Below are 19,126 nucleotides of genomic sequence, written 5' to 3'. Positions count from 1 at the left end.
CGCGGAGCAGGTAAGAGGCAAGAGGAGAGCCCAGTTAGTTGCCCAGCCCACCACCGCCCCGCTTGCCGCTAGCCGCCCGGGCGCGCGTCACCGCCTTGCGCAACTCGTCGTACCAGAGCACTACGCTCGCCATGCCCACGCTGATTGCCCAGTGCCGCAGGTCCAGCGCGGCGGTGGAGAAGGCGGCCTGGAAGAAGGGCAGTTCCACCACCGCCCACTGCAGCACGACTCCCAAAGCGAGCGACGCCCACAACCAGCCGTTGGTGAAAATGCGGGTGAAGGCGCTCAGCTCGTCGGAGCGGGAGTTGAACGTGTTGAAAAGCTGAGCGAACACCAGGGTGGTGAACGCGGCCGTGCGCGCCACCTCCACGGAGTCGGTGCCGGCAAAGAGGCCACCCGGCAGGAAGTAATCGAAGGTCAACAACGTCACTGCCGCCATCACCGCCCCCACGCCCAGAATGCCGCCCCACATGCGCTTGTCGATGATGCGGTCGGTGGTTCGGCGTGGGCCGCGCCCCATCAGGTCACCAGTGGCGGGGTCCACGCCCATCGCCAGGGCGGGGCCGGAGTCGGTGATCAGGTTGATCCACAGGATCTGCGTGGCCACCAGCGGCACAATCACGGCGCCGGACTCGCCGCGCAGTCCGAATATGCCCGCCAGCAGCACGCCGCCGAACACGGTCATGACCTCACCCATGTTGGAAGAGAGCAGGTAGCGCAGGAACTTACGGATGTTGTCAAAGATGCGGCGGCCCTCGCGGACGGCGGAGACGATCGTGGCGAAGTTGTCGTCAGCCAGCACCATCGTGCCGGCCTCCTTGGTCACCTGCGTGCCCGTGATGCCCATGGCCACACCGATGTCTGCCTGGCGCAGCGCGGGTGCGTCATTCACGCCATCGCCGGTCATTGCCACCGTCTCACCATCGGCCTGCAGGCACTTCACGATCGCCATCTTGTGGGCGGGAGCCACGCGCGCGTACACGCTCACCTCCCGCACGGCCTGGCTAAGCTCGGCAGGGCTGAGCAGGCTCAGCTCCCCACCGGTCAGTACGCGGGCACCCACTGGGGCAATCCCCAGGTCCGCAGCGATACGCCCAGCTGTGGCCGGGTGGTCGCCCGTGATCATCATGACTCGCACCCCGGCCCGCAGGGCCTCAGCCACCGCCGCAGCGGCCTCCGGCCTGGGCGGGTCAATTATCCCGACGATGCCGGTCAGGATCAGGCCGGACTCCACCTCTTCATCGCTGGGGGCGGCAGGAGAGGCGTCGTGCACAGGGGAGTCAAAGGCGGCGGCCTCGCTGTCTGAAAGCGGGCGGTAGGCGGTGGCCAGGGTGCGCAGGGCGCGGCCGGACATGTCGCTTACCTCGGCGAGCAGGTGGGAGCGCGTGGGCTCGTCCAGGTCCACCACCTCGCCGCCGCGCACGATGCGGGTGCAGCGCTCCAGCAGCACGTCGGGCGCGCCCTTGGAGAAAACGAAGACCTGCCCGCGCGGCTCGTGCCGGCAGATCACGCTCATCATCTTGCGGTCCGAGGTGAAGGGGATGGAAGACAGGCGCGTGTAGTCCTCTGCGCGGCGGGAGGGGGCGTCGGCGGTGTCGTTGCCGCTCAGGGCCAGTTTGCCCTCCGCCACGAAGAACGCGCCCTCGGTGGGGTCGCCCAGGATGCGCCAGGTGCCGTCCTCGCCGCGCGCCAGCTCCGCGTCGGAGGCCAGCGTGCCGCCCAGCAGCGTGGCCGTGACCTCGTCGCGGCGCGGCCCGGTCAGGGCGGGGGAGTCCATCACGTAGTCGCGGTCGGCGTCCGGGCCCAGGTCCCCCTCCGGCAGGTAGCCCACCCCGGAGACGATCGTGGCGCCCGAGGCGGTGACCACCTCCTGGATCGTCATCTCGCTCTTGGTGAGTGTGCCGGTCTTGTCCGAGCAGATCACGCTGGCCGAACCCAGCGTCTCCACGCTCGTCAGCTTCTTCACCACCGCGCGATGGGCCGCCATGCGCCGCACCCCCAGCGCCAGCACCAGTGAGAGGATGGCAGGCAGGCCCTCCGGCACTGCCGCCACCGCCAGCGACACGCCCAGCAGCAGCGACTCGATGATCGCCTGCGGGGTGTCCACGCCGTTGATCGCCAGCATGACGGCCACCACCGCCACCGCGATCAGGCCTACCACGATGCCGAGCACCTTGGAAACCTGCGTGATCTCCCGTTGCAGCGGCGTGGGGGCGTCCTCCACCGAGTCCAGCATGAGCGCGATCTCGCCCATCTGCGTGGCGCGCCCCGTGGCCGTCACGAGAGCCGTGGCGCTGCCCTGGGCCACCGACGTGCCGCGAAACACCATGTTGGTGCGCTCGGCCAGCGGCGTGTCGGTCGGCAGAGTCCCGTTGGTGGCCGTGTCTTGCTGCGGCGAAGCGCTGGGGGCGGTTTGGTGGCCGACGTCGTCCACCCGCCGCTCCGATGAAGGCGGCGTGGTTTGCGTTGCGGCCGGCGTGGGGGCTGATGTGGTGGTGGGGGCGGCGGTGGTTTTGGTGACGGGCTCGGACTCGCCGGTGAGGGAGGACTCGATGACGCGCAGGGCCTCGGCGCGCAGCAGGCGGGCGTCGGCGGGAACCTGGTCGCCCTCGGCAAGCAGGATCACATCACCGGGGACCAGCTGGGAGGCGGGCAGCTCGGTGCGCTGGCCGTCGCGGATCACGGTGGCCTGCGCCTGGGTCATCTTCTGCAGGGCGGCCACGGCGGAGGCGGCCTTGGACTCCTGGATCAGGCCGATGGCGGCGTTCAGGACGATCACGGCCGCGATCACCAGGGAGTCGATGGGGGCGCCGTGGGCACCCTCGATAGCCCACGCCACCGTGGAGATCACGATGGCGACGAGCAGCAGGATCACCAGCGGGTCGCGGAACTGGTCCAGCACGCGCCGCCACAGGGGAGTGGGGGGCTTGGAGGGCAGCTCGTTGGGGCCGTGCGTGGCGAGGCGGGAGGCGGCGTCGGCGGCCGAGAGCCCGGAGGTGGCGCTAGCGCCCAGGTGCTCCAGCAGGGCGGCGGTGGCCGTGGCGTGGGGGTGGGCGAGGACAGGTGAATCGGATGGGACGCCACTCATGCTTCAAGGCTAAGCGGGCGGCGGGGCCGGCGCTGGGTATGAGGGGTGGGGTACTTCTCATTCCACTTGAACAGAGGCCCGGAACAGAGTACGGTGAAACCGGCGTCGAGCTCACATGCGAGCCGCGAGCCACTTCCGGGGGTCTAAGGCTAAGGTCTTAGGCCCCCGTGCTACACCTTGCTACGTCTAAGGGGCTTGGGTGCTGATTGCGTACCTGGATGAGTTTGGTCATGTCGGCCCCTATTGGGGGTCCGACCATCCCAAGTATAGCCATAGTCCAGTCTTTGGCTATGCTGGCTTCGTCCTTCCTGATGGTTATCTTCGCCAGTTTTCCAAGTGTGTCCATGTAGCCAAAAGTAGCTACTTTGTCAACGAAATCAGCGATGCTGAAGATCCCCATTCGTGGGAAAAGAAAGGGGCAGAGCTACTAACTCGCGGCGCATACGAGAAGTATGGGAGCGAGACGACTCGGCTGCTTGTTCAGTTGGCGTGGGGGCTTCGAAGGAATCATGGCAGATTCTTTTTCTATGGCGAGTTGAAGCCGCGCAAAGAAAGCCCCAAGGATAGGCAGCGCATCCGAGAACGGTCGTCGTCAGCGCTTATTGGTGCCGTGCATCGCATTGCCCGTTTCGCGGCAAGTCAAGAGAAAAATGTTTACATTTTCCTAGACCAGGTTGATGACGCTAACAGGAAGCATGCGATCGACGTGATCTCTGCCCAGATGTTTGCGCAAGGTCAAGAGCATATGGTTCGGCTGGTGGAGATTCCTACGCAGGTAGAAAGCTCACGATATGCGGCTATGCAGTTCGCGGACTGGTACTGTGCTCTGCTGTCTAGAGTTGTAAAAGAGAAGCTTACTAGCAATTCTGACTTCGCATGGGCACCTGCTTTGCTTGGTAGTGTAAGTGGGGCGTGCTCATTTGTGAAGGAATCGAGAATCTGGAATCCCCAGGCGCAGAGGGCAATTAAGAGTAGCTTGCTTGTTGAAGGGGCAGGCCGGATAGACCTAGAAAACCTGGACAGTTACGAAGGGGTCGGGATAACCCAACGCTTGGGTGATCGTCCTGCATTCGCGGATATTGCTGCTCGCATTCATGCTGCGTCAAACAGTGTTGGGTAGTGCGAGGAGCGGTACCTTTGGTAGCTCTTCACAATCCGGGGCGTGGGTGTGCCCGGTCGTTTCGAGCGACAGTCGACTCGGGCGACAAGAGTCGCAACGGGCGACAAAACTTGGTGTTGGGTGGTTTTGATGCCCCGGAGGAACTGCCCCACGGCACCAAAACCACCCAACGTCAACTAATGCAGCGTTTCGCCGATGCTGGGTTCACCTGGCGCAGCGCTGGGCGCCCCAAGCGGCATGGAAGATTCCCGCCCAGCGGGGCTTGGCCCGCCCGAGTACAGACCCGCCGCCTCGAGATAGCCACAACGACGCCCTCCTCTGAGGAGAGCCGGATGAGGGCGGGGTGTTGGTCGAAGTAGGGAGGGTTAGCGAGTGGCGGTCAGGTGCGGGAATTGCGCTTGGCTCCCGGTGGTGGGCAGCCTGCGTGGTCGTCACACCTCGGGTTTGCCAATGGCGGCCATCATCGCCGTAATCGGGAGTTATGACTAAGATCAGCGTCATAAGGGGGTGGGAGAAGTGGCCGGTTATCGCATCCAGCGGGAGTTGAAGGAGTTCGGTGAGCACATCCGCCAGTGGCGCATGGTGCTGGGAGTGACCGCGCAGCAGACGGTTGAGCGTGCGAGCATCTCGCGCGACACGCTGCGCAAGATCGAACAGGGGGATCCGACTGTGTCCTTCTCCTCGGTCGCGCAGGTCTTGCGCGCGCTGGGGCAGTTGCAGGCGGTGGTGGACGCCACGGACCCGCTGCGAACGGACATCGGAAAGCTGCGCGCGGACCGGCTCACCCGCAGGAGGGCGCAATGACCCGGGTAGAGGTCTATCTGGATGTGGCCGGCGTGTCTGGGCAGACGGGCGTCCCCGTTCTTGTGGGGCACGCGTTCTTCACGCGCAGTAGGGCCGGGGTGACCACCACCTTTGCGTACGACCCCACCTACCTGAACGCGGGCGGACCCAACATAGACCCGAACTTGACCCTGGGCAGCAGCCCGCAGTACTTCCCGGGCTTGTTAGGAGCCTTCGGGGATACGGCCCCCGACAGGTGGGGACGCAACCTTCTGGACAAGGCTGAGCGGCTGCGGGCGGCGGAGGAGAAGCGTGCGCCACGGAAACTGGATGACCTGGACTACCTGCTGGGGGTCTCTGACAACACCCGGCAGGGAGCGTTGTGGTTCAAGGCTCCTGGCGGCGAGTTTGTTGGCAGGGCATCCGTTGTGCCGCCGATGGTTTCTCTGCCGCATCTGTTGCACTTGGCCGATCAGGTCTCGGGGGATGAAGACCCGGGGCTGGCCGTCAAGGCATTGCTGGATACGGGGACCACGGGCCTAGGTGGGGCGCGCCCAAAGGCGTCGGTCACGTTGGGGGATGGGGCTTTGGCGATCGCAAAGTTCCCCCACGCCTCCGACCAGTGGGACGTGCTGGCGTGGGAAGGTGTTGCACTGAGTATCCTGCGGGCAGCGGGCGTGGGGGTGCCGGAGTTCGAGGTGGCAAAGGTGGGGCCGCGCAACGTCCTGATCGTGCGCAGGTTCGACCGTGACCGCGACGGGACAAGGGTGCCCTACATCAGCGCCATGACGGCACTTGGTATGCGCGATGGCGAACACGCCGACTACCTGGACCTGGCTGATTCGGTCCGGGATCTGTCCGGCAGTCCGGCGCATGATCTGGGCGAGTTGTTTGATCGCGTGGTGCTGAGCGTGCTGCTTGGAAATACGGACGATCACCTGCGCAACCACGGTTTTCTGTGGCGCGAGGGAGGGTGGAGCCTGGCCCCCGCCTTTGACGTCAACCCGAACCCGCACCCGGGGGCGCGGCGGTCAACGTCAATCATGGGTGCTGACACGTTCCCGGAGGAGATGGACGCCCTGATCGGATTTGCTGAGGCGTGCGACGTTCCGCCGGCCGACGCAAGGGTGCGCATCTCCGAGTTGCGGCTGCTTGTTGCCGGCTGGGAGCAGTACGCGCGGCGCGCGGGACTTGCCGGGAAAGACGTGTCTGTCATGGAAGAGGCGCTGGCCCAGAGAACGGCGCCGCGTCCGTTCGGGGCGTAGGAGGCGCAGAAGCGTGTTGGGGGCAGCTGCCGAAGCAGCTGCCCCCAACACGTCGAGACTCCTGCCGTCTAGTGCATGGCTCGCTGAATGAACATCCACGCATCGCCGGGGCGTGGCGTCAGAGGGAGCGTGTCTCCCTTACGTGCCATGATCTCGAACGGGTGACCCGCAGTGCCATCCATTGAGGTGGTTATCCACCGGCCAGTCGTGTGGGCAGGGGCGCCCGGAGGGAGCAGAATCATATCGATCCTCCTGGTTTTGTATCTGGCCATGAGCGCTATGCCCATGGGCAACCCCAGGTCGGGTAGACTCGAAGCATCAGGAAGCAAATTGATGCTCAGAGCCCGGCAGGCGTCGCCCAGACGTATTGCCGGGCTCTGCTGCGTTGCGTGATCGACTATAGCAGCTTTTTTCGAACTGTAATGGAGGATGCGATAGCGCATTAAGTGCATGCTGTGGCTACAATTGAGCTTGCTGACACCTTGCGCTAGCAGGGATGACCCGTGTAACGGAGCGGCGATGGCGCTCAGGTGGGAATCGACCCCGCGCTAGCGGGGATCTGGTCGGCGACGCGACAAACCGCCGGGTGAGCCTGTCTATGGGCCTCTAGGCCCTTCAGTAGGCTCACCCGGCGGTTCTGTGGTCTTTTGGGCTGCCCGCGCCGCTGAGCCGTAGCCCGGGAGCGCCGTGCCTACCGCCCGTTGTCGTTCCCGAACCTGCCCCACCACGCCTTGAGGGCGTCGATTACCTTCTCGCGTAGCGTCGCCGCTCGCGGGTCGAACATGTCCAGGCTGGGCAGCACCGGGTCTAGTACGTCTCCCTCGAGGCGCATGGATCCGCGTGGCCCGAACCTTTCGACCAGAGCCCGTAGGGCGTCGCCGTCTAGCTCGTAGATGGCGACGATCTGCCCCAGCTCCTCCTGGCGCTTCTCCTCTTCGAACTCCGGCCACTCGGGCGCGGTGTCCGGGGCGACGGTGACCCGTTCGATGAACTCCTGGATCAGGTCGCGCTTGGAGCGCAGCGAGGGGCTGGCGTCCACTAGCTTCATGATGTTCGGGTCGATGCGGATCTTTCCCTGGTTCTTGCCGTCCTCGCGCGCCTGGCCGATCAGGTGCAGCACGTAGTCCAGGTTGATCTCCACCTGCTTGACCAGTTCGATCTCGAAGACCAGATCGTCCTCGATGTTTTCCTTCTCCGCGTCGGTGCGTTTGCGGTGCTTTTCCCAGAGTTCAACGTAGACGCTGCGGTAGTCGGTGTACTGACCGGGCGGCAGGAGATCGGCCAGCGGCGGCTCGGTGGGCACACCGTTCTCGTCTGTGATGCCGTTGTGCCACTGGTCAAACGTCTCCAGCACGTTGCGAAGACGCAGGATCGCGGACATGAGCTCCACGAATTCCTTCTCCGCCTGCTCTCCCACCGGCCGCTCCCCGGGCGGGCAGAGGGCGCGCAGCTTGGCCACCGCGTCCATGTACTTGTATGCGTAGTACTCGTATCGCTCCAGCAGGACGTAGCTCGACGCGTTGGCGTCCCCGAATAGTTGGATGGACTCGTTGGTGGCGTCCTCCAGGTTGCGGAAGCAGACGATGTTGCCGAACGTCTTAACGGAGTTAAGGATCCGGTTGGTGCGCGAGTACGCCTGCATGAGGCCGTGCATCCGAAGGTTCTTGTCCACGAACAGGGTGTTGAGCGTGGTGGCGTCGAACCCGGTGAGCAGCATGTTGACCACAATCACCAGGTCAACTTCGCGTTCCTTGATGCGCACCATCAGGTTCTTGTAATACTCCTCGAACGCGCCTAGTCCATTGTAGTTGCAGCCGAACTCTTGGTTGTATTCGTGGATGGCGGCGGCCAGGAAGTCCTTGTCAGTAGAGGCCATGCCAGTCATGGAGACTTCCTCCTCTGGCAGTAGGCCGTCGGGCTCCTCCTGGTTGGGGGCGTAGCTGAACACGGTGGCGATGCGCAGGCGCTTGTTTTCGGGAAGCAGCGCCATCTGTCGCTTGAACTCTTCGTAGTAGAGCCGAGCGGCCTTGATGGACGCCACCGCGAATAGCGCGTTGAAGCCGCTCAGACGCTTGCCCTTGTGGGTGTAGTGCTCGCTACGCTTGGTCTTTTCGTCGAAGTGCCGCAGGATGTAGCTGGTCACTCCGGTGATCCGCTCCGGCGAGAGCAGGGCCTCCTCGGACTGGATCCCCGCCACGACCCGGTCTTCGATCTCCGTGGCGGCAACGGTGTTCACGTAGTCAACCTTGAAGGGCAGCACGTTCTCGTCGCGAATCGCATCGGCGATCGTGTAGGTGTGTAGCTTGTCGCCAAACACCTGCTCGGTGGTCTTGGCAACCGGCGCTCCGCTGACCGCGTTGGCGGTGAAGATAGGCGTGCCCGTGAAACCAAACAGGTGGTAGTTCTTGAACGCCTTGGTGATCTGCCGGTGCATGTCACCGAACTGGGAACGGTGGCATTCGTCGAAGATGATCACCACCCGTTCCTTCAGCAGCTCCTTGCCCTTGGCGGCGGCCACGTAGAGCGCGAGCTTTTGGATGGTGGTTACCACGATGCGCGTGTTGGGGTCATCCAGCTGCCGGGTCAGCGCGGCGGTCGAGGTATTCCCGCTCACGCAGTCGGGATCGAAGCGCTGATACTCCTTGATGGTCTGGACGTCTAGGTCCTTACGGTCCACGACGAACAGCACCTTGGCCACGCCCTCCATCTGGCTGGCAAGCTGCGCGGTCTTGAATGAGGTGAGGGTCTTGCCTGAACCGGTGGTGTGCCAGATGTAGCCGCCGCCCTGAATCTTTCCACCCAGGTTGTTGTTAATCCCGGTCTTGACGCGCAGCAGGATCCGTTCCGTGGCCGCGATCTGGTAGGGCCGCAGGATAAGGAGCGTGCGCGAAACGTCGAACACGCAATACCTGGTCAGAATGCTCAGCAGCGTGTGGGAGGTCAGGAAGGTGGCGGCGAAGTCGCGTAGGTCGTTGATCGGCTTGTTGTCTGCGGCGGCCCAGTAGGAGGTGAATTCCCACGAGTTGGACGACGTTGCCTTCCGGCCGCCCTCAACCTGCTTGTCGATGTGCTGCCAGTGGGTGGAGTTCGAGTAGTACTTAGTGAGCGTGCCGTTGGAGATCACGAAGATCTGGACGTACTCGTAGAGGGCAAGGCCGGCAGAGAACGTCTCTCGCTTGTAGCGGTTGATCTGGTTGAAGGCTTCCCGCAGGTCGCCGCCGCGTCGCTTGAGTTCGATGTGAACAAGCGGGAGGCCATTGACGAGGATGGTGACGTCATAGCGGTTAGCTGTGCGGGCGCCGGCAGAGTCGAGCGGAACCTCCATCTGGTTGATGACCTGAAGGCGGTTGCGGTGGATGTTCTGCTTGTCGAGCAGCATCACGTTCTTGGTGGTGCCGTCGTCGCGAGTTAGTAGCTTGATGTGGTCCTCTTGGATGGACCGTGTCTTTTCTAGGTAGCCGTGCGTGGGGTTCGCGATGACCTCCGCCAGGAAGCGCGCCCACTCAGCATCGGTGAACTCGATGTCGTTAAGAGCTCCAAGCTGGGCGCGCAGGTTAGCGACTAGCTGGGTCTCGTTGGTGATGTTTGGGCGAGAGTAGGCACCCTGCTGGAGAAGCTGCTTTATCAGGTCAGCTTCCAGTTCTCCCTCCGACTGGAAACCCAAGTCCGGGCGGACGGGCGCGACGTACTCATCCACCACCGTGTGCTCGTTGGAAACAACGATCGGAGTGAACGGGACATTGGGAAGGGAGGGCGAGGAGGTCACTGCAGCTCCTTGAAGGTCAAGAGTCGATCGCGGTAGTACTCGTACTGCTGGCGGCGCGCCGTGATCTCGGCGGGGAGGCCATCGACATGCGACGAAACCAGGTTTGAAAGATTGTCTAGCATTCGCGCGCAGCTCTGCTGTACCTCAATGGGAGGAAGCTTGATTGGAAGACTCTTGATGATGGAGTGGTTTAAATCCCCACGGGCCCCGCGCCCCATGTTTTTGAGTACTAGGTAGTTGGAAGCTAGCCAGTGGTAGACGTAGCGGAGATCTGCCTTGCTGGCGTCGATTTTCAGACAGCAACAGTGCTGGTTTGTGGTTGTGGGAAACGCGTTGGTTGCAGATCGGCCAGCTGACGCGCCAGATATGGCAACAATCAAGCAGTTGGAGGGGATCATCTGCAAAGACGTTTCCCTCAGGGCCTTTTCGGTTATGAATGAAGTAGCGTTTTGAATTATGTTGAAATTGATATCCTGGCTACGCAGCCAGGGAATGGTTCCGCCGTCGTAGTACCTCTTTTCCGTGGCCCGAGGTGTCATGCCAGAATAGCTTTCAACCGTGATGGTAGATAAGGGGGCTGCGGTGTAGTCTTCGAGGTTCGTGAATAGGGATTCTCGAACGGCGTTAAGTTGCGTATTCCGTGCCTCTAGCTCTGCCTCTAGCTCTGCCTCTAGCTTACTGAATTTGTCAAGGATTTCAACGATTTCGCGCTGCACTGCTAGGGGTGGGGTCGGGACTACTATCTTTGCGATGTCTTTAGCGTACACGTGGGGAACGCCTCCGCCAGCTTTGAGGGAGTGGAGTAGATCCTGTTTCCATTTGAGAAGGTGGAAGGCGAAGCGCGGGAGCAGGGATAATGGGTCTGTTTCAATCGAGGATGCGTCGGAAACGAAAATGGGCTGTTCCCAGAATGACACAAAGCCAGCATACGCTCCAGAGCCGGCTACGGTGATCAGTGGGCCAACTCGATTCGCTTCGGCGTGAAAGTAGGCGGGGGTGCGGCCGCCTGCGATGACTGGAACCTCTCCGGGGCGAATGTCCTTCTTAGTGATGGAAGTCCCCCGTTTTACAAGGGCCACCTGCCCGAGAGGTTTGAACGGTACTCCGTCAGGGCACATCTCCTCGATTAGGCGCTCAATGTGGTTCACTGCTCTGCCTCCAGCTCTGCCACGATTGCGTCAATCTCGGCGCGCAGCTTCGACTGCCGCTCTACGATCCCCGCAATGCGAGCATTGAGCTCCTTGATGTCCACCTTCTCGCGCGTGTCCTCCTTCTCCACGTATGCGGAGACCGAGAAGTTGTAGTCGTTGGCAGCGATTGCCTCCGGTGAAACACGTGCAGTGAAGTGCGGCTTCTCGGAACGCTGGCTAACTGCGTCGAGGATCGTCTGCCGATGCTGTTCGGTCAGCTTGTTCTTGTTGCCTTCGCGAGTGAACAGCTTGGAAGCGTCCACGAACAGGACGTCAGTGGTATCACGGGACTTCTTCAACACGATGATGCAGGTTGCGATCGTGGTGCCGAAGAAGAGGTCGGGCGGAAGCTGGATGATGGCTTCGACGTAGTTGTTCTCCAGTAGGTATTGGCGGATCTTTCGCTCGGCGCCGCCTCGGTACAGCACCCCTGGGAACTCGACGATTGCGGCGGTTCCCTTCGGGTGAAGGTGGTAGAGCATATGCATAGTGAACGCCAGGTCGGCTGCACTCTTTGGTGCCAAAACACCCGCCGGGGCGTAGCGTTCATCCTGGATCAGGACAGGATCGTCCTTGCCGATCCACTTCAGAGAGTACGGCGGGTTGGAGACGATGCACTCGAACTGGGCCTTTTCGTCGCATTTGGGGTCAAGAAGCGTGTCGCCGAGTTGAATGTCGAAGTTGGCGAACGAGATGTTGTGCAGGAACATGTTGATCCGGCACAGGTTGTACGTGGTCAGGTTGATTTCCTGCCCCTCGAACATTCCAACGTTCTCACGGCCAAGTGCCTTCGCGAAGCGAAGTAGGAGGCTGCCGGACCCAGCGGCTGGATCATAGACGGACTCCACTCGAGTCTTGTCCCCGATCGCCAGCCTGGCCAGTAGGTCGGAGACCTCCTGGGGGGTGAAGAATTCGCCGCCGGACTTACCTGCCTGGGAGGCGTACATCTGCATCAGGTACTCGTAGGTGTCGCCAAACAAGTCGATGGATTCGTCGCTGGCTGGATCGCCCAGGGGGAGAGCGCCGATTGCGTCCAACAGGCCTGCCAGCTTCTCGTTGCGCTTGAGTACGGTGTCGCCGAGCTTGGGGGAGTTCACGTCGAGGTCGTCAAAGAGACCGCGTAGGTCGCTTTCAGACGAAGCCCCGATCGCGGAGGCCTCGATGTTGTTGAAGATCCGGGCCAGTTCCTCGTTGAGCCTGTGAAGCTCTTGAGGCTTGCGGGCGCGCGCACGGACGTTCTCAAACAGGTCAGCAGGTTCGATGAAGAACCCCTTGGCGTCGATGATCATCTTGCGCATCGGGGCTGGGATCTCTCGCTGCTCCTGTGCATAGGAGTAGTCAGCGGCTCCCGCGCTGCGCTGGCGCTGATCCACGTAGGAGCTCAGATTCTCAGAGATGAATCGGTAGAACAGCATCCCTAGCACGAAGGACTTGAAGTCCCAACCATCCACGCTCCCGCGCAGATCGTTGGCAATCCGCCAGATCGTCTTGTGTAGTTCCTGGCGCTGAGCTGCCGACGTAGTAGCCATCTATCAAACCTCCTGTGGTCGCAGGGCAACCATAGCGGCGATTGCCTTTGCTGAGACAACGCCGCGCTGGGTCTTGATGGGAGAAAAGCGTCAATCTAGCTGTTTCTTGAAGGAATCGACCAGAGGGCGGTTACTCATGGTGTGTATTTTTGATCTGGCACCAGGAGGGTGGGGGATAGCTCGCCAAAATTGCATGGGCGCTTTATTCCAGCTTCCAGCAATGGATTAGAACGCAAAAGGGGTTCAATGTGGTCTGCGAGCCAGGTGGAGTGCAGGCTGGCTCTACGTGCAAACTCGTCGAGTGCTACAAGTATCTTGTAGATTGAGTGGTCGCTGTAGTGTCCGTACGCCTTTTTTGTTTTCTGTTCGAGCTTTCGAATCAAGCCGGGCTTGTCTAGGACGGAATGATTCCAAATTCGCGACGCATGTGCGACTCGATTGCGCAGGTAGACGAATGAACGAAGCTGGCTTGCCAAGAGGGACTTGGGCACGTTTAGAGAGGCAGCCATGGCATCGCGAACTCCCGATTCTGCTGAAGCTTCAACTAAGCGAGAAAGTGTTCCGAATGAGAATGCCTCTACTGCTACCCAAATCGGCATCTTATGGTAAGGGTCGACAGTCGCCTGGTCTGGCGAAATGGGATTTCTGTAGTGGCGAATGAATCCTTCCTTGCTCCTGCCTAGGTCGCGAAGAGCGTGTTCTTGAACAGGCTCGGAATTTGGGTTGACTGACTGTGTAAATCCCTTGCCTTCCGAGAATCCGCCCACGGGTGAAACGAGCTCGGAATAGTGGTGCGCAAACCGTGTTCTTGCAACTATCTCAACTGTGCGCAGCAGTTCCGAGCAGGTGAGGGCAAGGGTGTTCTCCGCTTGGTATAGGTCTCGGATGGTTGAAAAGCGTGAACCTTCGATGAATTGATTGTCACCGTTAGCGGGATCGCGCTGCCAAAAGCGGAAGTAGCCGGAAGCTCTGTAGTAGCTTACTCGAGATAGGAATGTCTCTGCCTCTGCCGGGTCTTCGATGTGGAGGCCTCTTTTAGTCAAAAGTCTGAGTTGCTCGGTGTAGCTTAGCCATTGCTTGTCCATTGCCGCTCCTTTGCGGAAATGAAAGGCCCCGATCATTTGTGCGTTACCGCTAAGGCAAGAGGCCGATCGGGGATCTATCGCTTCTCAGGCTACACGCAGCAGAGGCTGTTGGCAATCCCTCCACCCACTCGCTCGAGTCCCTCACCTCGCCCATTCCCGGGAGTAAACCGCATAGCGGCCCGCTATCAGTAGCACGCCGCAAAGATCGGGCCGGACTGGGTGCTCTCAGAGGATCTCTTGTTCTCAAGTCCGTCGGGTGCAGCCGTGTTCGTCGCAGGGGTATGCGCAGTGGGCTCACGTCTTGGAAGAACGAATCCGGCGTGACGCTTAAGGACTTGGAGCGGCGGGGCATGTCCTAACGATCCTTCGGACGGGCGTCGGGCCGAACATATTGGCCGTGAATGGGCTAGTTCATGGTCCGTGGATGAGATAGTAGCGGGGTCGTGAACGGACTAATTCGTCGCCCGTGGATGGACTAGTTCAACTGCCGTGAATGGGCTAGTAGGGTAGGGTCTGGTCTCATGGAGTACCTGCCACGCACGGTGGATGCCGAGTTGGACCAGCTTCTGGCTGAGGTCCCCGCGATCGCATTGGACGGCCCCAAGGGCGTAGGGAAGACTGCCACGGCTAGTCGGCGCGCTGATTCGGTTTGGCAGTTGGACGACCCAGCCCAGCTGGAGGTTGTGCGGGCTGACTTTTCGCTCTCCACGCTCGCGTCAGGTACGGCGCTAATAGACGAGTGGCAGCGCTTGCCGCAGGTTTGGGACGCGGTGCGGCGGAGTGTGGACAGCGGTGCCCCTCCCGGGCGTTTTCTACTCACTGGCTCTGCTACGCCGGTCGATTCCGTCGGTACGCATTCGGGTGCGGGGAGAATTCTCTCCTTGCGGATGCGGCCCATGGCGCTGCATGAGCGGGGTCTTTGCACGCCCGCGGTTTCTCTCTCTGCCCTTTTGAATGGAGACAGGGAGGTGACAGGCGCCTGCAGATTCGAGCTAGCTGACTACGCGCGGGCAATCGTTTCGAGTGGCTTGCCAGGCATCATGGGTGCAAGCCCCAGGGCCAGGCGGGCGCTGCTGGACTCCTACCTGCAAAGGGTGATCGATCGAGACCTCCCCGACCAGGGATATGACGTGCGCCGTCCTGAGGTTCTTCGCAGATGGCTAGCTGCTTACGCTGCAGCGTCTTCCACGACCACCTCTTACTCAAAGATTCTTGACGCAACCACCGGCGGGGATGGGAGTCAACCCTCCAAGGCCACAACCGAGCATTACAGGGAGCACCTGGCACGACTATGGCTTCTCGATCCCATCCCGGGCTGGCTGCCTAGCAACAATCCGTTCAAGCGCCTACAGCAGGGGCCAAAGCATCAGCTTGCCGACCCTGCCCTAGCGGTAAGGCTGTTAGGCCTGACTGAGGCGACGTTGGTCTCTGCAGGTGGAGCGCACATGGTGGGACCGCTCTTTGAGTCGCTAGTTGCTTTGGGAGTGCGTGTAATGGCGCAGGCCGCAGAAGCGACTGTCGCGCACCTTCGCCTGTTTGGAGGAGATCGGGAAGTCGACTTGATCGTCGAGGGGGCAGAGGGACAGGTGATCGGGGTTGAGGTGAAGCTCTCTGGTGCCGTTACCGATGCTGACGTTCGTCACCTGTTGTGGTTGCGTGAGCAGATGCCTGGTCGCGTAGTTGATCTGATGGTTGTCAACACAGGCCCAGTCGCCTACCGCCGCCCGGATGGAGTCGCTGTAGTGCCCCTGGCGTTGCTCGGCCCGTGAGAGCCGGACTGCGTGGAGGCAGCGCCTTTCGTGGGGTGCACCCCATCCCTGCAGGGACGCACCGGGTGGTTCAAATTCGTACGGCCTAGACCTTGTGCAGCCGACCTAGACCGTAGAGCACCACGCAAGGTCTAGGTCGAGTGCATAAGGTCTAGGTGGTCCAAATTTGGAATGAATTGGGGTCCCAATGCGCCAGCCGCCATTTCCCGCCCACGTTCCTGAGTCCCCCACCTCGCCCACTCACGGGAGTAAGGTGCATAGCGGCCCGCTATCAGTAGCTTGCCGCGCCCCACAAACTAAGGACTCAAGAATGAACCCGGCCCCCGCCAGCCAACCCGCCAGCCAACCCGCCAGCAACCCCGCCGACCGCCCGGCCACCACCCCCACCTCGGGCGATCACCCCACCCCCGGCACACCCACCCCCGCCCCTGCCGCGCCCCACCCCGCCGCAAACCCCCAACGCGCGCAGGGGCCGCGCGGGAACGTCGGCGAACCGACCCGCGCCGCCGACGGCCGCGTGATCCAGTGGACTGCCCCGCGCCTGGTGGAGGTCACCGAGCGCACCACGATCCCCTCGCTGTTGGCGGCGCGCGTGGAGCGCAGCGCGGACCGCCCGCTGCTGGCGGTGAAGGACGCGCTGGGCACGAACTGGCGTTACCTCACGGCCGCGCAGTTCAGTGAGGAGGTGGAGTGCACGGCAGCCGGCCTGATCGGGCTGGGCCTGGAGGCGGGGGCGCGGGTGGCGATCATGTCGCGCACCCGCTACGAGTGGACACTCCTGGACTACTCGTGTTGGGCGGCGGGCCTGGTGCCGGTGCCGATCTATGAGACCTCGTCGGGGGAGCAGATCGAGTACATCGTGCGGGACGCGGACGTGCGCGCCGTGGTTACGGAGACCACCACGCAGCTGGAGTTGGCGCGCGCCGCCTGCCAGGCCGCCGGGCTGCCGCAGGCGCACCTGTTCTCCCTGGACACGGACGCGATTGACCAGATTCAGGCGATGGGGGCCGACGTTCCGCCCGGCGCCGTCGCGGAGCGCACCGCCGCGCTGACCACGGCGAGCCTGGCGACGATCGTCTACACGTCGGGCACCACGGGCCGCCCCAAGGGCACGGTGATTACGCACGGTAACTTCACGGACCTGGCGGTCAACTCCCACGCGTGGATGCCGGAGGTGGCGATGGGGCAGGACTCGCGCCTGCTGCTGTTCCTCCCGCTGGCGCATGTGTTCGCCCGCTTCTTGCAGGTCTTCCAGCTCTCCGGCGAGGGCATCTTGGGCCACACCCCGGACACCAAGAACCTATTGGCGGACCTGGCCACCTTCAAGCCCTCCTACCTGCTGGCGGTGCCGCGGGTGCTGGAGAAGATCTACAACTCGGCCGACGCGAAGACCGGTGGCGGGTTGAAGCAGAAGCTGTTCCGTTGGTCGGCCAAGGTGGCGATCGCGTACTCGCGGGCGCTGGAGAAGGGCCCGGCCCCTGCTTCCTTGCGGCTCCAGCGTGCCATCGCCGACCGCCTGGTGTACGCCAAGATCCGTGCCCTGGTGGGCGGCAACGCGGGCTTCATCATCTCCGGTGGTGCGCCGCTGTCCACGCGTCTGGCGCACTTCTACACGGGCTTGGGCTTGCCGGTCTTGGAGGGCTACGGGCTGACGGAGACGGTGGGCCCGCTGTCGGTGAACACGCCCACGCTTTCCAAGATCGGCACGGTGGGTCCGGCGCTGCCGCCGCTGCAGGTGCGCATTAGTGACGACGGCGAGATCCTCATCAAGGGCCCCTCGGTGTTCCAGGGCTACCACAACGCCCCGGAGGCCACGGCGGCCGCGTTCACCGAGGACGGCTGGTTCCGCACGGGCGACCTGGGCTCTCTGGACTCCGACGGCTACGTGCGCATTACGGGCCGCGCCAAGGAAATCATCGTCACGGCGGGCGGCAAGAACGTGGCCCCGGCGGCCCTGGAGGACCCGCTGCGCGGCCACCCGCTGATCAGCCAGGTCGTGGTGGTGGGCGACCAGCGTCCGTTCGTCGCCGCCCTGGTGACCCTGGATGAGGAGATGCTGCCGGGCTGGCTGAAGAACCACGCCCTGCCCGCCATGCCGGTCACGGAGGCCGCTACCCACCCGGAGGTGCTGGCCGCCCTGGACCGCGCAGTGGAGCGCGCCAACAGGCACGTCTCGCGCGCGGAGGCGATCCGCAAGATCAAGGTCCTCACCACGGACTTCACCGAGGCCAACGGCCTGCTCACCCCCTCCCTGAAGGTCAAGCGCGCGGAGGTCATCGCCCGCTTCGCCGCCCAGGTGGATGAGATTTACGGCGGCCCGGTTCGCCCCGCCGGCGAGGAGGAGTAGGCCAGGAGGGCCGACGCTGCCGCCCCGCCGCCCCGATTCCCTGCCCGCCCTGCGTGGCGGCCGCAGGGGAGGGGAGGTGGGGCGGCGGCGTCGTACCCCACGCCCCTGCGTGAAAAATGGTGTTTCACGCGGCGGGGGTGGGGCAACAAGAGGGCGCTAAGGCGCTGACAAGGGGCGGGCCGGCGCGTAGCCTGAACGGCGAAACCGCAACGCAGCGAGGAGAAGCGATGGAACCGGCAGCAGTAGTGGAGTGGACCCTGATCGAGGAGTGCCCCTTCCCCAAGGACCTGCCCGAGATCCTGATTGAGGGCGAGGTGCCGGTGCGGGCCTTCAAGACGCTGCGGGATGCGGCCGTGTTCACCAACCTGCGCCTGATCGTGCGGGACTCCCAGGGGATCACGGGCAAGAAGGTGGAGATGTATTCGCTGCCGTACCGCTCGATCAACATGTGGTCGTCTGAGACGGCCGGCTTCTTGGGCGCGAACACGGAGATGGAGCTGTGGACGCGCGCTGGCCAGATCAAGCTGAAGCTGGGTGACCGCGTCGACGTGCGCGAGCTGGACCTCTTGATCAGCCGGGTGGCGCTCATCCCGTAGCCGCGCGCAGGCTTCCCGTGGGATGGGCTTAGTGAATGACGCGCAGTGCCGCCGCAGAGAGTAGTTGTCCGTCCTTCTGGAGCGAATCGAGCACGTCGTTGACGTCCTGCGGCGGCTTCTTCCTGCTTGCGGCGATCTGAGCCACGATGCTCACGAGGGAATCGCGGGCAAGGTAGATCTGATCGAGAATGAACGCGTCAGCGGTCTTTGCCTCGATGCCAAACTGGCTGAGCTGATCGGCGGGAAAATCTGCGACGTTGTTTGTCACTATGACCTGCGCGCCGCAGCGGATCGCCGCTGCAAGGACGTGGCGGTCGTCAGGATCGGGCAAGACCAGGGCGCCTTCGAGGGATTCGTATCCCTCCACTAGGCAGTCCCGTACGGCCTCGCACATTAGTGACTCAAGCCGGGTCGCCTTCTCCTTCGTGATGTTGGGTCTGTTGCGCCGCAGGGCGTCGGTCATCTCTGTGAGTATCCGCTTCGTCCACTTCGCCTGCACTAGCCCCGCTTGGGCCACCCGAACTAGAACGTCTCGGGTCGTGTTCGGGTACAAGACGTTTGCGTCGTAGATGACCGTGAATCCCATGC

The 19,126-nt window shown here is 62.7% G+C and carries 12 protein-coding genes; 6 read left to right on the top strand and 6 right to left on the bottom strand.

The window, feature by feature from the left end; genetic code table 11:
- Nucleotides 1-34: 34 nt before the first annotated feature.
- Nucleotides 35-3,088 carry a cation-translocating P-type ATPase gene (locus ABYF38_RS04365; RefSeq protein ID WP_371152923.1) on the bottom strand — a complete coding sequence of 1,018 codons (3,054 nt, stop codon included), beginning with the start codon at nucleotides 3,086-3,088 and terminating at the stop codon, nucleotides 35-37.
- A 199-nt stretch (nucleotides 3,089-3,287) separates the two neighbouring features.
- On the opposite strand from ABYF38_RS04365, the gene ABYF38_RS04360 reads away from it, so the two are divergent.
- The 3 genes from ABYF38_RS04360 to ABYF38_RS04350 all read left to right on the top strand — a co-directional run bounded on the left by ABYF38_RS04360 (nucleotide 3,288) and on the right by ABYF38_RS04350 (nucleotide 6,256).
- Complete coding sequence (locus tag ABYF38_RS04360) at nucleotides 3,288-4,208, top strand: DUF3800 domain-containing protein (RefSeq protein ID WP_371152922.1); 921 nt, start codon at nucleotides 3,288-3,290, stop codon at nucleotides 4,206-4,208.
- 516 nt (nucleotides 4,209-4,724) lie between these two features.
- Nucleotides 4,725-5,012: a helix-turn-helix domain-containing protein gene (locus ABYF38_RS04355; RefSeq protein ID WP_371152921.1), complete on the top strand. Its 288-nt coding sequence runs from the start codon at nucleotides 4,725-4,727 to the stop codon at nucleotides 5,010-5,012.
- Nucleotides 5,009-6,256, top strand: coding sequence for a type II toxin-antitoxin system HipA family toxin (locus ABYF38_RS04350; RefSeq protein WP_371152920.1), 1,248 nt, complete (start codon nucleotides 5,009-5,011; stop codon nucleotides 6,254-6,256). The genes ABYF38_RS04355 and ABYF38_RS04350 overlap by 4 nt, the downstream gene beginning before the upstream one ends.
- Nucleotides 6,257-6,947: 691 nt before the next feature.
- Here ABYF38_RS04350 and ABYF38_RS04345 read toward each other — a convergent pair.
- From ABYF38_RS04345 to ABYF38_RS04330, 4 genes are all read right to left on the bottom strand, one after another.
- Nucleotides 6,948-10,022, bottom strand: a complete 3,075-nt coding sequence (locus ABYF38_RS04345; RefSeq protein ID WP_371152919.1) for a type I restriction endonuclease subunit R — start codon at nucleotides 10,020-10,022, stop codon at nucleotides 6,948-6,950.
- Complete coding sequence (locus ABYF38_RS04340; RefSeq protein WP_371152918.1) at nucleotides 10,019-11,170, bottom strand: restriction endonuclease subunit S; 1,152 nt, start codon at nucleotides 11,168-11,170, stop codon at nucleotides 10,019-10,021. Before ABYF38_RS04340 ends, ABYF38_RS04345 begins: the two co-directional genes overlap by 4 nt.
- Nucleotides 11,167-12,741, bottom strand: a complete 1,575-nt coding sequence (locus tag ABYF38_RS04335) for a type I restriction-modification system subunit M (protein ID WP_371152917.1) — start codon at nucleotides 12,739-12,741, stop codon at nucleotides 11,167-11,169. The genes ABYF38_RS04340 and ABYF38_RS04335 overlap by 4 nt, the downstream gene beginning before the upstream one ends.
- 134 nt (nucleotides 12,742-12,875) lie before the next feature.
- Complete coding sequence (locus ABYF38_RS04330) at nucleotides 12,876-13,826, bottom strand: Abi family protein (protein WP_371152916.1); 951 nt, start codon at nucleotides 13,824-13,826, stop codon at nucleotides 12,876-12,878.
- 521 nt (nucleotides 13,827-14,347) lie between these two features.
- Here ABYF38_RS04330 and ABYF38_RS04325 point away from each other — a divergent pair.
- From ABYF38_RS04325 to ABYF38_RS04315, 3 genes are all read left to right on the top strand, one after another.
- Nucleotides 14,348-15,595, top strand: coding sequence for an ATP-binding protein (locus ABYF38_RS04325; protein WP_371152915.1), 1,248 nt, complete (start codon nucleotides 14,348-14,350; stop codon nucleotides 15,593-15,595).
- A gap of 310 nt (nucleotides 15,596-15,905) precedes the next feature.
- Nucleotides 15,906-17,942, top strand: coding sequence for an AMP-dependent synthetase/ligase (locus tag ABYF38_RS04320; protein WP_371152914.1), 2,037 nt, complete (start codon nucleotides 15,906-15,908; stop codon nucleotides 17,940-17,942).
- 227 nt (nucleotides 17,943-18,169) lie between these two features.
- Nucleotides 18,170-18,538: a PH domain-containing protein gene (locus ABYF38_RS04315; protein WP_371152913.1), complete on the top strand. Its 369-nt coding sequence runs from the start codon at nucleotides 18,170-18,172 to the stop codon at nucleotides 18,536-18,538.
- A 28-nt stretch (nucleotides 18,539-18,566) separates the two neighbouring features.
- Here the strand turns inward: ABYF38_RS04315 and ABYF38_RS04310 are convergent, their stop codons facing one another.
- Complete coding sequence (locus ABYF38_RS04310; protein WP_371152912.1) at nucleotides 18,567-19,124, bottom strand: PIN domain-containing protein; 558 nt, start codon at nucleotides 19,122-19,124, stop codon at nucleotides 18,567-18,569.
- Nucleotides 19,125-19,126: the final 2 nt, after the last annotated feature.

The sequence above is a fragment of the Buchananella sp. 14KM1171 genome (genome assembly GCF_041380365.1).
GTDB classification, from domain to species: Bacteria; Actinomycetota; Actinomycetes; order Actinomycetales; family Actinomycetaceae; genus Buchananella; species Buchananella felis.
This window is presented reverse-complemented; position numbering and strand designations above follow the sequence as displayed.